This is a genomic window from Roseibaca sp. Y0-43 (assembly GCF_020667835.1).
GTDB lineage: Bacteria > Pseudomonadota > Alphaproteobacteria > Rhodobacterales > Rhodobacteraceae > Roseinatronobacter.
This window is the reverse complement of record NZ_JAFMPR010000008.1, coordinates 77979-92739: the sequence shown is the minus strand read 5'-3', so window position 1 is coordinate 92739 and position 14761 is coordinate 77979. Positions and strand designations below refer to the sequence as shown.

Sequence of the window (14761 nt, the reverse complement as noted above, 5' to 3'; positions counted from 1 at the left end):
GATGTCAGCCGACAGCTAACCCGCGCGCGGGTTTGGGCAAGGTGTCAATCCTGCGCTTTGCCGCCGAAAACCGCCTTTTGCAACTCTGCCACGGTCGCGGCCAGACGCGGCAGGCGGCGCAGGGCCTTGCGAATTTCAAGCTGGGTTTCGATCTTGGTGGCCGGATCGCCCAGCATCGCGCGCCCGGCGGGCACATTGGTGTAGATGCGCGCGGCCCCGCCCGCGATCACGTCATCGCCCACGAAGATATTGTCATTCACCGCGACCTTGCCGCCCAACAGCACGCGGTTCCCGATACGCGCAGACCCGGCCACACCGGCCATGCCGCAGAGCATACAGTCTTCGCCGATCTGCACGTTATGGCCGATCTGGACGACCGAATCGATCTTGGTGCCCGAGCCAATGACCGTGTCGCGCACCGTGCCCCGGTCGATCGAGGAATTCGCGCCCAGTTCCACATCATCCCCGATGGTGACGGACCCAAGCGACTGGATGCGCATCCATTTCTGCTGGCGCAATTCCCGGTCGCCCGACAGCGAGGCGCGCACGTCTTCGGCCGCCGACGGCTCTGGCGTGACAAAGCTGAAACCGCAGCCGCCCACCACGCAATTGGGCTGACCGATGAAGCGGTCGCCGATGCGCACCCGCGCGGCAATGCGCGTGCCCGTGTGCAGGATGGCATCTTCGCCGATCACCACGTCTTCGGCCACGGTCACACTCGGGCCGATGCAGGCGCGCGCGCCGATCACCGTGCGCGGGCCGATATAGGTGAAGGGACCGATGCGCGCGCCCTTTGCCACGACTGCGCTTGGGTCGATGCAGGCCTGCGGGTGAATGCCTTGGCCAAAGTCATAGCCCTGGTCCATCAACCGGCTGACGCCTGCCATGGCAAGGCGCGGGCGCGGCGCGAAGATCGCGGCCTGAAGCCCCATGGCGCGCCAATCGGCGCCGGGCCACAGGATGGCCGCGCGCGCTGCCCCCTTGGCCAGCCCATCGGCGTATTTCGGGTCCATCGCCAGTGCCAGCGCGTCCGGTCCGGCCTGCGCGGGTTCGGCTGCGTGGGTCACGATCAGGTCCAACGCGCCTTCGGCTTTGGCCCCAAGGGCTTGGGCAATATCTGCGATGCGATGCGCCATGATCCCGCCTTTCCTGTCGGTTGCGCCCTTTTAGCGAATGCCCAAGGGCAGGGCCAGATGTTTGGCGCGTGACAGCGGCCTGCCGTCGGGGCATGAGGGGCGCATGGATCTGCTTGCCCTCTTTTTCGCCGCGCTTGTGGCGGCCACGCTTCTGCCCGCGCAGTCGGAAATCGTGCTGAGCGCACTTGTGCTGGCCGGCAGCCACCCGGTCTGGCTGCTGCTGACCGTTGCCACCACGGGCAATGTGCTGGGGTCTTGCGTGAACTGGGCCTTGGGGCGGTTCCTGATGCGCTACAAGGACCATCCGCGCTTTCCCTTTCGCCCCGACCAGATCGCCCGCGCCGAAGGCTGGTATGCCCGCTATGGCTGGTGGAGCCTGTTTTTCGCATGGGCCCCCATCATCGGCGATCCGCTGACGCTGGCGGCGGGCACGATGCGCGAACCCTTCTGGCGTTTCCTTCTGGTGGTGACATTGGGCAAATTCGGGCGCTACGCGGTTCTGGTCGCGGCGGTGCTGGCGGCGTCCTAAGCCCTTGCCAGCCGCGCGCCGACCTGCGAGGAACGGACAAAACGACCGGAGCCCGGACATGCCGAAACCCGACCGCCCCAAACCCCCCGCGCCAGAACAGGTTTTCACCCTGCTGGTCGAACTGGGCGTGACCGACGATCTGCCGAAGGGCGCGACGGGGGCGGGGTTGCTGCTCTATGCGCCGGGGCCGGACGAGGCGAGTGCCGTCCGCGACGCGGTGTCGGTGCTGAAACAGGCCGATCTGAAACCGCTGGACGTGACAAGCTACGGCACGCTGGACGACCGCTTGGCGGCGGGCGACGAAATCCCGCAGGAAGAGCGCGACTTGATGGCGCGCGCACTGGCCGAGAATGCCGTGATCGTGGCACAGAAAACATGGTTTACCGATGACGCAGCAGATGATTGACCCGGTTCAACTGACAGCCGACTTGGTGCGCTGCCCCTCTGTTACCCCGGATGAGGGGGGCGCGCTGGTGTTGCTGGAGAGAATGCTTGGCCATGCGGGCTTTGCCTGCACCCGCGTGGACCGGGGCGAGACAGCCAATCTGTTCGCCCGTTGGGGGGCAAAAGGCCACGCACGCAGCTTCGGGTTCAACGGGCATACCGACGTGGTGCCGATTGGCCTGCGCTCGGACTGGACGCGCGATCCGTTTGGGGGCGAACTTGCCGAGGGGCGGCTGTGGGGCCGGGGCGCTTGCGACATGAAATCGGGCGTCGCGGCCTTTGTCGCCGCCGCCATCGACTTCGTGCAGGCTTCACCGACCGACGGCGCGATCATCTTGGCCATCACCGGCGACGAGGAAGGCCCGGCGCAAGACGGCACCATCGCGCTGCTGGACTGGATGGACGCGCAAGGCGAGGCCATGTCGGTCTGTCTGGTCGGCGAACCCACCTGCCCGGAGCGCATGGGCGAGATGATGAAGATCGGGCGGCGCGGGTCGATGAACGCGACCATCACCGCGCGCGGGCGGCAGGGGCACGCCGCCTATCCGCATCGCGCGGCGAACCCGCTTCCCGTGCTGGTGCATCTGCTGGACCGGCTGGCGCGGCACGTATTGGACCGCGGCACCGAGCATTTCGACCCTTCGACCTTGGCGCTGACCACGGTCGATGTGGGCAATGCGGCGACCAATGTGATCCCGGCCACGGCGCGGGCGGGGCTGAACATCCGCTTCAACGACCTGCACACGGGCGCGTCGCTGACCGAGTGGCTGGAGCGTGAGGCGGCAGAGGTCTGCGCGGGCACGGGCGTGGCATTAGAGGTGTCGGTCAGCGTGTCGGGCGAGGCGTTCCTGACGCCGCCGGGCCCGCTGTCGGACATGGTCGCGCGCGCGGTCGAGGCGGAATGCGGGGTGACACCGGTCTTGTCGACCTCTGGCGGCACCTCTGATGCACGTTTCATGAAAAACCACTGCCCGGTGGTGGAATTCGGGCTTGTGGGGCAGTCCATGCACCAAGTCGACGAATACGCGGAAATCGAGCATATCGAACAACTTAAGCGCGTTTATTCACGTATCTTGCAGGATTACTTCGCCGGATGCTGACGGTTGCCCCGACAACGGACATCGCCACCTGTCACGCCCTGCGGCGGGTGGTTTTCATCGAGGAACAGAATGTCGATGAGGCGCTCGAGGTGGACGGGCTGGACGAGCGCGCCCTGCATGTTCTGGCGCGGCTGGACGGCCTGCCCGTGGGCTGCGCGCGGATACTGCTTATGGGGGACACCGCCAAGATCGGGCGGGTTTGCGTGCTGGGCACCCATCGCGGGAAAGGCATCGGGCAGGCGCTGATGCGTGCGGCGCTGGAGCTGGCGCAAGCGCAGCCGGGGGTGCGGCGCGCGAAGTTGGGCTCTCAGGTCCATGCGCTGGGGTTTTACGAAAGCCTTGGGTTCGTGCCCGTGGGCGAGGTTTACATGGAAGCCGGCATCGCGCATCGCGACATGCTGCGCGCGTTCAGCGCGTGACGCGCCTTGCGCCCCATGCTAAAGCGCGGCGCATGAGATACGCCCCAGTCTGCCCAGATCGCCCACCCACCCACCCCCGGCAGGGGCTGCGCCCCTGCCTTGCGCTCTGGGCAGACTGGGGCGCGCCATGGTGAAGCAGCTTCCCTCTGTGTCCGAGTTGCGCGACTGGATGGCAGAGAACCCCTCTGCCACCATGCGCGAGATCGCGCGCGCCTTTGGTATAAAGGGTGCGGCCAAGATCGACCTGAAAGCCATGCTGCGAGAGTTGGAGGGGGAGGGCATCGCCCCGCGCCGCCGCGCCTCTGGCGGTGCCTTGCCGCCGGTGACGGTGCTGGACGTGCTGGGGCCGGACGAAGATGGCGACCTGTTCGCGCGCCCGATCGAGTGGCGCGGGCAGGGCGGCGCCCCGCGTGTCATCCTGCTGGCCCCCAAGGATTTGGGCGCGGGCGACCGCGTTCTGGCCAAATGCGAGGCGATCCGCGGCCCCGATTACGAGTATCAGGCCAAGGTCATCCGCAAGCTGGGGTCGAACCCGCAGCGCATATTGGGCCTGTTCCGCAAGGGGGCCGAAGGTGGGCGCGTGGTGCCCATCGACAAGGGGTCTGACCGCGACTGGATGGTTGGCCCCCATGATGTGAACGGCGCGCAGGATGGCGAACTGGTGCTGGCCGAACCCATGGGCCGCGCCCGCTTTGGCCCGCCGCGCGCGCATGTGGTCGAACGTTTGGGCGACCCGACCGCGCCCAAGGCAGTGTCGTTGATCGCGATCCACCAGCACGGCATTCGGGACGCCTTCGATGACGCGGTGGTGGCAGAGGCCGACAGCGCGCAGCCCATGCCCTTGGGCAACCGGCTGGACCTGCGCGACATGGCTCTGATGACCATAGACCCGTGGGATGCGCGCGACCATGACGACGCGCTTTTTGCCGAACGGCGCGGCGACGGGTTCACGCTATGGGTCGCGATTGCCGATGTCGCCGCCTATGTGCGCCCCGGCTCAGAGTTGGACCGCGAAGCGCGCAAGCGTGGCAATTCCACCTATTTCCCCGACCGCGTGGTGCCCATGCTGCCCGACACATTGTCGGGTGATCTGTGTTCCCTGCATGAGGGTGTTGACCGCCCCTGCATCGCGTTGGAAATGCAGATCGACGCAGAGGGCAACAAGATCGGCCATCAGTTCCACCGCGCGATGATGCGCTCTGCCGCCAGCCTGACCTATGAGCAGGCGCAGGCGGCGGATGATGGGCGGCTTGATGCGCAGACGGAACCGCTTGCCGGACCCTTGGGCGATTTGTTCGCTTGCTACCGCGCGTTGACCCGCGCCCGCGAGCGTCGCGCACCGCTGGAGATAGACCTGCCGGAACGCCAGATCGTGCTATCGGATGAGGGGCGGGTCACATCGGTCGCCTTCAAGGAACGGCTCGACGCGCACAGGCTGGTCGAGGAATGCATGGTGCTGGCCAATGTCGCCGCCGCGGAAACGCTGCGCGAAAAGGGCCGCCCGCTGCTCTACCGCGTGCACGAAGAACCCAGCCCCGACAAGTTGGAGGGGTTGCGGCAGGTGGCCAAGGAAACCGGGCTGGTGCTGGCCAAGGGGCAAGTGCTGCACACGCGCCACCTGAACCGCCTTTTGGCGCAGGCCGAGGGCACCGAGTTTGACGAGATGATCAACATGGCCACGCTGCGGTCCATGACGCAGGCCTATTACGCACCGCAGAATTTCGGGCATTTCGGGCTGGCGCTGCGCGAATACGCGCATTTCACCTCACCCATCCGGCGCTATGCCGACCTGATCGTGCATCGCGCGCTGATTTCGGCGCATGGCTGGGGCGATGACGGGCTGTCGGCTTGGGATGTGGAGCATCTGGAGGAAACCGCCAAGGCGATTTCCGAGGCAGAGCGCCGCTCCATGACCGCAGAGCGCGACACGAATGACCGCTATCTGGCGTCCTATCTGTCGGAACGCATGGGCGCGGAATTCGCGGGCCGCATTTCGGGCGTGGCGCGGTTTGGCGTGTTCGTGAAGCTGGACGACACCGGCGCGGATGGGCTGGTGCCCATTCGCACCATCGGGGCCGAGTATTTCCGCCACGACCCGGATGCGCAAAGCCTGACCGGCGAGCGCACTGGGGCCATGATCCAGATCGGCCAGCGCGTGCTGGTGAAACTGGCAGAGGCCGAGCCGATCACCGGCGGGCTGATGCTGGAACTGCTGGAGGTCGAGGGCGAAACGCTGCCCGTCGCCCGCGGTGGCCCTGCGCGCGGCGGCCCAAAACGCAAGGCCGCGAAAGCCAAGCGCAAGGCCAGCAAGCTGGCGCGAAAGTCGCGCCGGAAAGGCTGATCGCGGTCAGCCTTGGTGCTTGAACGCGGCTTCCGCCGCGATGCGCGGGATTTCACTGCGGTGAATGCCCAGATCGCCCAGTTCGCGGTCGGACAAGGCGTGCAATTCGCGTGCGGTGCGGTTGTAGACGGCGCGCTGCTGCATGAGCGTGCGGAACGCGTCGCGCAGCTCTTGCAGACGTGCCAGCAGGCTGCTGGAGCGTGGGGCGCGGGTCTGGGTGGCATAGGTCATGGTCGGCTCCTTCGAAATGGTATGTTACCGTTAAATCTATGCCGATGCTGCGACTGCACAATAAGCAAGACGGAAATGCCGCTATGCAGCATTTGCAAGGCAGGCTTCGATCAAGAAAAAACCGCGACCGGAAAGCCGGTCGCGGTATGCGCTTGCGCTGATGGGGCTGTTTACTTCGTCGGGCCGGCGTCCAGCACCTCTTCCAGCGTGCGCAAGCCGGTGCGCGGCGATTGCACCAGCACGGCCATGTTGCCCGGCAGGTGTTCGTTGCGCAGCATCTTGGTATGCGCAGCCGGGATGTCTGCCCAGGTGAACACTTCCGACATGCAAGGGTCCAGACGGCGCTCGATCATCAACTGGTTCGCCGCAGACGCTTGCTTCAGATGCGCGAAATGCGAGCCTTGCAGGCGCTTCTGGTGCATCCACATGTAGCGCACGTCAAAGGTGCAGTTGAAGCCGGACGTGCCCGCGCAGATCACGACCATGCCGCCCTTCTTGCACACCAGCGTCGAGACCGGGAAGGTCGCTTCGCCGGGGTGTTCGAACACCATGTCCACGTTCACGCCCTTGCCGGTGATGTCCCAGATCGCCTTGCCGAATTTGCGGGCTTCCTTGAACCACTCGGCATATTCTTCGCTGCCGACCTTGGGCAACTGGCCCCAGCAGTTGAATTCCTTGCGGTTGATGACGCCTTTTGCGCCCTGATCCATCACGAATTGCCGCTTGGATTCGTCCGAAATCACGCCGATCGCATTCGCACCCACGGTGTTGGCCAGCTGGATCGCATACGACCCCAGACCGCCCGAGGCACCCCAGACCAGCACGTTCTGGCCGGGCTTCAGGTCATGCGGCTCATGGCCGAACAGCATACGGTAGGCGGTCGCCAGCGTCAGCGTGTAGCACGCCGCTTCTTCCCAGGTCAGGTGCTTGGGGCGCGGCATAAGCTGCTGGGCCTGCACGCGGGTGAACTGGCTGAAAGAGCCGTCATGCGTCTCGTAGCCCCAGATGCGCTGGCTGGGCGAATACATCGGGTCGCCGCCATTGCAATGCTCGTCATCGCCATCGTCCTGGTTGCAGTGGATCACGACCTCGTCGCCCACTTTCCAGCGCGTGACCTTGTCGCCCACTTTCCACACGATGCCCGACGCGTCGGAGCCAGCGATGTGATAGGGCTGCTTGTGGCCGTCAAACGGGCTGATCGGCTGGCCCAGACCGGCCCAGACGCCGTTGTAATTCACGCCCGCGGCCATCACCAGAACCAGCACTTCATGGCTGTCGATGTCCCAAGTGTCGACCACTTCGACCTCGAAGGCCTTGTCGGGTTCGCCATGGCGCTCGCGGCGGATCGTCCACGCATACATTTTCTTGGGCACATAGCCCATCGGGGGCATTTCGCCGATCTCGTAGAGGTCTTTTTCGGGTGCGTCGTATTGGGCGATGCCCGTCTGGTTATCCAGCGCCATGTCGGCCTCCAAGCTCAGGGTTGCGGGGGGTCAGCCCCGGTTGAGGTGCTGCGACGCAGAATTCATGCGGCGCTTGCAGCATGGATAAAATGGGCCGCGCAACATTGCAACCCTGAATATTGTCATTTTGTAATTTTATGTCGAAAGCCTGTCGGGCGGCGACGCATCCGGTCCCGGCTCTCGACTGGCCGAGGCGGCGTAATAGGCGATCAGGTCTTGCGCGTCCCCGGACACGCGGAATTCGCCGGAATCCTCAACAATCACGCCGCGTAGCGCCAGTTGCGCCAAGCCACGCGCCATCATCTCCTGCACGCGCGCAGGCTCTGGCGCGGCCATTTCCAGCTGTTCCAGGATCGCGCTGGCCTCTGCTTCCAGCTGCGACCTGTTGCCGCGTCCGCCCCGCGCTTGCAGCGTGGCGGCGCTCAGCGGCACCGCAAGGATCGGCATGGCTGCGCGAATCCGCGCCATCAGCAAGTCGCCCAGCGCTTCGGCATCATGGTCGGGATGGCTGCGGGCAAAGGCGCGCAGCGACACAGGCTGGCCATAGCTGACCGCCGCCTGCCCAAAGCCCCGGAACCGCCCCCACAGCTTTTGCCACAAGATGCGCGCCACGAACCCCAGCGCCACGCCCGTGCGCCCGCGAAAGCGCCGCCGACCGCTGGCCTGCGCGGCAATCAGCACGCGGTCCTCCAGCACGCGGTCATAGGCCAGCGCCACGGGCACGAACAACACATCGCGCACCCCGGTCTTGTCCCAGCCGCGCAGGATATAGGTCAAAAGCCCCACCTTGGCGCGCCCCACATGCCCATCCAGGCTCAGCCCGCCCTCTGGGAAGATCGCCTGCGTGATGCCCTGTTGCACAGACATCTGCACATAGCGCGCCAACACCGCCCGATAGAGCGGATTGGCATAGCGCCGCCGGATGAAATAGGCTCCCATCGCCCGGATCAGCGATTTCAGCGGCCAGATCCGCGCCCATTCGCCCACCGCGTAGCTCAGCGCGGAATGCTGCGAGGCAAGCCATGTCACCAACACGTAATCCATGTTCGAGCGATGGTTCATCACGAAGACGATCGCATCCTCGGGCGCGACATGGTCCAGCTCGCTCTGGTCCTCGGCGCGCACCACCACTTGGTACAAACCCTCGCCAATGCGCCGCGCAAGCCTTATGGCCAGCCCGAAATAGGTGGCGGTGGAAAATCCCGGCACGATCTCGCGCGCGTAGGAGCGCGCCTTTTCAAAGGCCACATTGGGCGGAATGCCTTCCTCGCGGGCATAGTGGCGCACCGCTTCCATAACCTGCGGGTCATAGACCAGCCGGATCACCTGGTCCTGCCGCCGCATCAGCTTGAACGGCTCTATCGGGCGCTTCAGACGTTGGTTCAACCGCGCGACCGCCCGCTCGGCGCGTTTGCGGAAAAACCAGCGCACGGACGGGAACAGGAAATGCGACGCGAAAGTGACCGCGGCAAAGCCCACGATCAGGATCAATGCCCAGACTGGCAATTCGACGCGCTCAAACATTCCCGCAATCTGTCAGGAAGAACAGGCGCGGTAAATGCAGAACCGTTCCTGTTTTCATCCTTGCCTAAATATCCTCGGGGGGTGAGCGCGCGCCGCAAGGCGCGGGCGAGGGGGGCAGACAGCCCCCCTAAAACCAAAGGCCCCGGGCGTGACCCGGGGCCTCTCGTTCAGCGCGGCCGGTCGGGCTTAGCCGACCAGTTCAATACCTGCGAAGAAATAGGCGATCTCGACCGCCGCGGTTTCCGGCGCGTCAGAGCCATGGACCGAGTTCTCGCCAACCGATTGCGCGAATTCCGCGCGAATGGTGCCGGGGGCGGCATCGGCGGGGTTGGTCGCGCCCATGACTTCGCGGTTCTTGGCGATCGCGTTCTCGCCTTCCAGAACCTGCACGACAACCGGGCCGGATGCCATGAATTCGCACAGTTCGTCATAGAAGGGGCGTTCAGCGTGGACCTTGTAGAACTCGCCGGCTTGGGCCTTGGTCATGTGAATGCGCTTTTGCGCCACGATGCGCAGACCGGCTTCTTCGAACTTGGCATTGATCTTGCCGGTCAGGTTGCGGGCGGTTGCATCGGGTTTGATGATCGAGAAGGTGCGCTCTAGGGCCATGATAACTCTCCGGATATATCTGGGTGCGGAAAAGGATTTTCCGCCTGCGGGGGCCGCTTATCATGGGTATATGACGGTGAAAAGACCCGTCGCGTGCGGGCCTAGTCGCTGCGGTAGAAATCGAGGGGCTGCATCACGCCTAGCGGAAACAACGACAGGCTGTCCTGCGACAGCTCGAATACCTCGAAACAGCGAATATCGCCATCGCGCGCATAGCTCTGCGCCAGCAGATAGGGGCCGTCGCCCATCGCGCCTTCGCAGGTATTGGCCAGTTCCATCAGCCGCGTGTCGCTTGGAATGTTCTGATACCATTCCTCGAACACCCCGCCCGCGATCAAAAGCTGGTAATTCGGATCGCTGGTCGAGGTCCAGAACCCCTGAAGCTCGGCCCGGAGCCGGGCATAGGGGTCGGACCCTTCCACCCGCGCCTCGCGGATCGTGACATCGACATTCGCGCCGCCATAGCCCGCCAGATCGCCCACCCATGTCATCGGCGTGTTGGGGGCAAGGTCCATCATCCGCTCCAGCAGCGCTTGGTCCGTGTAAAACGCGCTAGAGGCGACATAGCGCCAGCCGTCATTGTGCAATTCGCATTGCACGCTCGCATCCGTCACCTCGCAATGGCTGAGCAGACCCGCCACGGTATAAGGCTCGCCATGCGTGCCCGGCGCGTCACCTTGCGCCATGGGGGCAGGGGCGGGCGGCGGCGCGGGTGGCGGTGGCGCGGTTTTGCTGCTGGTCAGCGTCATCGTGAAGCGCGTGATCCCGTCGCTCAGCGCGATTTCCGAAAATGCCTCTCGGTCATAGCCGCGCGCGGCGCACTCCTCGTCCCCCATGATGTCAAAGGGCTGCGGCGAGGTGCAGAAATAGTAAGTCTCATGCGTCCAGCTATCCAGCTTCGACGTGGCGCGGTAATAGTAGAACCGGTTTTCCAGCGGTTCTGACACGACCGCGCGGCAGGCGTCTGGCTCAACCGCCCACCACCCCTCTGACCGCCATGCGCCATCGCTGCGGTAGCCAATGGCGACCGTGACGCGCGCATTTGTTTCGTTGCAAAAGCGCAACTCAGCCAAAGCCGTGTCGGGCGTGGCCAAAAGGGGCAGGGCAAAGGCGGTCAGGATAAGGGAACGCAAAGCAAGCTCCGATGTTTGGGCTACTTTGGCATCTTGGCACGGGATTTGCGTTTTGCGAAGGAAAAGTCGCGGATCAGATGCATCAGCACCTATCGCACCGCGATGTCGCCTGATCGTATCCGGTCCATCAAAGCTGGTGTGGCATTGATCCCGCCGTGGTCGTCCAGCCAAGCAATCGTCTTGCAGGCCGAGGCGGTGTAAAGCGCCTCGGCCTCTGTTGCGGCTTGCCGCCGGAAACTGCTTTGGTCAGATGGTGGCTCTGGCCAATCCCCAGCCTTGCAGCCCGTGACCGCGCCACTTGCGAATTCCAGATAGCGGGAGTCTTGCGACACCAGAACTGCCAGCCCCTCGTCGAACCAAGTGGGCACGGGTTGCGACACCAAGCGGCGCGCTGTGCCAAGTCTGGCGTGCAGTTCGCCATGGGCCATTTCATGCGCCAGAATGGTCGCAGTCGCGCCGTCTGGATAGACAAAGACAAACAGGTTCAAATAGGCCATCGCAAGCGGTCGCGGCCCGTCGGATACACCACAATTTCCCGACAGGCACAAAAGCCAGACCGGGTCCGCGGCGCGGTTGGGATAGATCTTGTGCAGCCTGTCTCTTGCAGCGTCAAAGCCTTGCAATGCGGCCTCAATCTGCGCGTCGGTTGCCTGACTATCGGCATAAATGTTCGGCGATACTTCATGAAAGCCGGAACAAGTGGGACACAAATAGGCCCTTAGATGCGGTTCCGAATGCAAAAGAAACGCCGATGCAGCGCCAATAAGCGCCACCACCACAAACAGCCACCTCCGCCAAGTTAGGCGCAGGCCGCGTTTATCCTGCATCCTTCACCTCCGGCGCTGCCACCAGCTTGCCCTTGCGGCTGTCGGGATAGACCAAGCCCGCCGAGATAATCAGCTTCGCGGCATCCTCGATCGACATGTCCAGCTCGATCACGTCGCGGCGGGGCACGAACAGCAGAAAGCCAGAGGTCGGGTTCGGCGTGGTCGGCAGAAAGACAGAGATCATCTCGTCCTGATCCGCGCCCAAGCGGTCGCCGATTTCCCCGCGCGTGGTGGTCGAGATGAAGGCCGTGGCCCATATCCCCTTGCGCGGGTATTCCACCAGGCAGGCGCGGTCGAATGTGGGGGCAGAACGCGCAAGGATCGTGTCGGCGATCTGTTTGACGGCGTTGTAGATGGAACGCACGACCGGCATCGCCTCGACGATGCGCTCGCCCCAGCCGACCAGCGTGCGCCCGATGAAGCCCTTGGTGAAATAGCCCATCACCACGGTAAAGATCAGGAAGATCGCCACGCCCACGCCGGGAACGTCCCAGCCTGTCAGCACCTCTGGCTGAAAGCGCGCGGGGATCAGCGGCATCACGATCCCGTCGATCCATGTCACCACGTTCCAGACCAGCCAGACCGTCAGCACGCCCGGCGCGATGACCGCAAGGCCGGCGAGGAAATTCGAGCGGATGGACCCCAAAAGCCCGCGTTTGTGATGCTCTGCCGACATGCCCTGTCCTGCCTGTGTCTTAGCCGCCGATATGGGGCTGCGCGGCTTGCGATACAAGCGCGCGGGCAATCTGGGCACCCAGCCGCGCATTGTTGCGCACCAGCGCGATATTGGCGGTCAGCGACGCGCCGCCGCTCAGCTCGTATATGCGGGCCAGCAGGCGGGGCGTGACCTCTTTGGCGGCGACGCCCGCGCAATCCTCCAGCGCCTGCGCGATCCAGCCGTCGATCACCGCGCGCGGGATTTCATCGGCCTCTGGGATGGGGTTGGCCACCAATTGCCCGCCGGGCAGGCCAAGCGCCGCGCGCATCAGGTGCGCGCGGGCGATGTCTGCGACGTCATCCATCCGCAACGGGGCGGGCAAGCCACTCTCGCGCGACCAGAAGGCCGGAAAGCCGCTTTGGCCATAAGCGATAACCGGCACGCCCAGCGTTTCCAGCACTTCCAGTGTCTTGGGCAGGTCCAGAATGGCCTTGGCCCCCGCCGCAACCACGGTGACAGGGCTTTGCGCAAGCTCTTGCAAATCGGCGGAAATGTCGAAGCTCAGCTCGGCCCCCCGGTGCACGCCGCCAATGCCGCCCGTGGCAAAGACCGCGATGCCTGCACGCGCGGCACAGATCATGGTTGCGGCAACCGTGGTCGCGCCGGTGGCCCCCATGGCCAGTGCCACCGCCAGATCGGCGCGGCTTAGCTTCAGCGCGCCTTTCGTCTGGGCCAGCCTTTCCAGCTCTGCGGGCTCCAACCCGATATGGATGGTGCCGCCTAGCACCGCGATGGTCGCAGGCGTGGCCCCGGCTTGGCGAATGTCATCTTCGACCTGCTGCGCCATGGCCAGGTTCTGCGGGTAGGGCATGCCATGGGTGATGATGGTCGATTCCAGTGCCACAATCGGCGCGCCTGCGTCGCGCGCCTTGGCCACTTCGGTTGAATAACGCATCTCAAGCATCTGGAATCCTTTAATGTTCCGGACCACCCGCCACATAGGCGGCGGCGGTGCGCAGCGCATGGGCCAGCGCGTCTTGGCGCGCCATGCCGCGCGCCTCTGCCGCCATATGCGCGGCCATGAACGTGTCGCCCGCGCCGGTCACGCGCACCGCCTGCACCTGCGGGGGCGCAAGGGTCAGAAGCGTGTCGGCACTGGCATCCGTGGTGTCGCGCGCGCCATCCGTGACCAGCACACGCTGCGCCCCGCGTGCCAAAAGCCCGCGTGCGGCATCGGCGGACTTGGCGAATTCGGTGCCGCAAAGCAGGCCGGCCTCTTCAAGATTGACGTAAAACACCGTTCCGGGCCGCGCGATCAGTGGCAGCAGTCGCTCCCCCTTGCCCGGAGAGGCCGGGGCCACCCGCAGATCCGCCGCCGCGAAAGCGGGCGCGCTTGCGATTTCGGCCAGTAGCGAAACCGTCAGGTTGCCATCGAGCGCGATCATGCCCTGCCAAGGGCTTGCGTCACTTGCCAACCGCCCATCACGCAGCGGGGCCAAGATCTTGGCCCCGGCCATCTCCAGCGAATGCACATCGGCAATCGCCGCGATCAGCCCGCCCGCGCCCTCGATCGCCATATAGGTATCGGTGGGCAGGTCGGGCGCGCGGTAGACATGGGCGCAACCCACGCCGCGCGCGCTCATCTCGGCCACCAGCGCATCGCCCGCCGGGTCTTGGCCAATCGCGGCCAGCACCTGTGGGTGTGCGCCCGCGCGCACCAACGCCATGGCGATATTCAGCGCAACGCCGCCGGGAATGCGCGCGATCCGGCCCGCCACGTCAGAGCCCACGCGCATCGGGGCGGGCGTGCGACCGATGATGTCCCACAGCGCCGCGCCGATGCAAAGAATGTCTGTTGAAGCTGTCATGGCCAAGGTGATGGTCCAAACCCGGCCCCTTGGCAAGCCACCGCGGCACGCCGGACCGGACCCCGGCGCGCCACCCGGTTGCGATCAGGCGTAAAAACGCCCGCCGAAGATTTGTTCAACCGCGTCCTGACGGGTCAGGCCTTGCGCGCGCAGCTCCGCGTCAGAGGTCGCGCTCAACTGCTCTACCCGGCGGTAGGTCGGCGACAGCTGCGCCATGCTTTCCAGCACGCGGGTCAGCTTGTCCATCAGCGACTCGGTTGCGCCGGATACAAGAATGTCAGTCGTTACACTTGCCATGGGGTCAGTCCTTTCCAAAAGGCGATACGCCTCCCTTGCGATCAAGTTAGGTCAGGGTGGCTGCCCTTACCACGGCAAATCCGGAATGCCCGCTTTGCATTTCGTGCAAAGCTTTGGCGGCAAGACTTTATTAACCGCTTTGTCGCAATCTGGCCGGGATCTCTAATCATAAAGTTCTCGCT

General features: G+C 64.8%; 16 protein-coding genes. 5 read left to right on the top strand and 11 right to left on the bottom strand.

Annotated elements, in window-relative coordinates; genetic code table 11:
• Positions 1-44 precede the first annotated feature (44 nt).
• A complete protein-coding gene (locus J1C52_RS11340; RefSeq protein WP_227428054.1) occupies positions 45-1136 on the bottom strand; it encodes a UDP-3-O-(3-hydroxymyristoyl)glucosamine N-acyltransferase in 1092 nt (363 codons plus the stop codon).
• A 103-nt stretch (positions 1137-1239) separates the two neighbouring features.
• Between J1C52_RS11340 and J1C52_RS11335 the strand changes: the two genes are divergently transcribed.
• The 5 genes from J1C52_RS11335 (at position 1240) to rnr (ending at position 5969) form a co-directional block, all read left to right on the top strand.
• Positions 1240-1665: a YqaA family protein gene (locus J1C52_RS11335; RefSeq protein WP_227428053.1), complete on the top strand. Its 426-nt coding sequence runs from the start codon at positions 1240-1242 to the stop codon at positions 1663-1665.
• A gap of 58 nt (positions 1666-1723) precedes the next feature.
• A complete protein-coding gene (locus J1C52_RS11330; protein WP_227428052.1) occupies positions 1724-2071 on the top strand; it encodes a hypothetical protein in 348 nt (115 codons plus the stop codon).
• The gene (gene dapE, locus J1C52_RS11325; protein WP_227428051.1) at positions 2052-3209 is read left to right on the top strand and encodes a succinyl-diaminopimelate desuccinylase; all 1158 of its coding nucleotides are present in this window, start codon (positions 2052-2054) and stop codon (positions 3207-3209) included. The genes J1C52_RS11330 and dapE overlap by 20 nt, the downstream gene beginning before the upstream one ends.
• Entirely contained in the window at positions 3203-3628 is a 426-nt protein-coding gene (locus J1C52_RS11320; protein WP_227428050.1) for a GNAT family N-acetyltransferase, read from the top strand. The genes dapE and J1C52_RS11320 overlap by 7 nt, the downstream gene beginning before the upstream one ends.
• A 130-nt stretch (positions 3629-3758) precedes the next feature.
• Positions 3759-5969 carry a ribonuclease R gene (gene rnr, locus J1C52_RS11315; RefSeq protein ID WP_227428118.1) on the top strand — a complete coding sequence of 737 codons (2211 nt, stop codon included), beginning with the start codon at positions 3759-3761 and terminating at the stop codon, positions 5967-5969.
• Positions 5970-5975: 6 nt separating this feature from the next.
• Here rnr and J1C52_RS11310 read toward each other — a convergent pair whose 3' ends face one another.
• From J1C52_RS11310 to J1C52_RS11265, 10 genes are all read right to left on the bottom strand, one after another.
• Positions 5976-6200, bottom strand: coding sequence for a DUF1127 domain-containing protein (locus J1C52_RS11310; protein ID WP_227428049.1), 225 nt, complete (start codon positions 6198-6200; stop codon positions 5976-5978).
• A 170-nt stretch (positions 6201-6370) separates the two neighbouring features.
• Positions 6371-7663, bottom strand: a complete 1293-nt coding sequence (gene ccrA / locus J1C52_RS11305) for a crotonyl-CoA carboxylase/reductase (protein WP_227428048.1) — start codon at positions 7661-7663, stop codon at positions 6371-6373.
• Between the two features lie 135 nt (positions 7664-7798).
• Positions 7799-9187, bottom strand: a complete 1389-nt coding sequence (locus J1C52_RS11300) for a 1-acyl-sn-glycerol-3-phosphate acyltransferase (RefSeq protein ID WP_227428047.1) — start codon at positions 9185-9187, stop codon at positions 7799-7801.
• 186 nt (positions 9188-9373) lie between these two features.
• Entirely contained in the window at positions 9374-9796 is a 423-nt protein-coding gene (gene ndk, locus J1C52_RS11295) for a nucleoside-diphosphate kinase (RefSeq protein ID WP_227428046.1), read from the bottom strand.
• Positions 9797-9897: 101 nt separating this feature from the next.
• Positions 9898-10929, bottom strand: a complete 1032-nt coding sequence (locus tag J1C52_RS11290; protein ID WP_227428045.1) for a DUF1036 domain-containing protein — start codon at positions 10927-10929, stop codon at positions 9898-9900.
• Positions 10930-11018: 89 nt separating this feature from the next.
• Complete coding sequence (locus tag J1C52_RS11285) at positions 11019-11426, bottom strand: hypothetical protein (RefSeq protein ID WP_227428044.1); 408 nt, start codon at positions 11424-11426, stop codon at positions 11019-11021.
• 319 nt (positions 11427-11745) lie between these two features.
• Positions 11746-12432 (bottom strand): DUF502 domain-containing protein, encoded by a 687-nt coding sequence (locus J1C52_RS11280; protein ID WP_227428043.1) that lies wholly within the window; start codon positions 12430-12432, stop codon positions 11746-11748.
• Positions 12433-12451: 19 nt separating this feature from the next.
• Positions 12452-13378, bottom strand: coding sequence for a pseudouridine-5'-phosphate glycosidase (locus J1C52_RS11275; protein ID WP_227428042.1), 927 nt, complete (start codon positions 13376-13378; stop codon positions 12452-12454).
• A gap of 10 nt (positions 13379-13388) precedes the next feature.
• On the bottom strand, positions 13389-14282 hold the full coding sequence (locus J1C52_RS11270) for a carbohydrate kinase family protein (protein ID WP_227428041.1): 894 nt from the start codon (positions 14280-14282) through the stop codon (positions 13389-13391).
• An 84-nt stretch (positions 14283-14366) separates the two neighbouring features.
• Positions 14367-14579 (bottom strand): hypothetical protein, encoded by a 213-nt coding sequence (locus J1C52_RS11265; protein WP_227428040.1) that lies wholly within the window; start codon positions 14577-14579, stop codon positions 14367-14369.
• Positions 14580-14761: the final 182 nt, after the last annotated feature.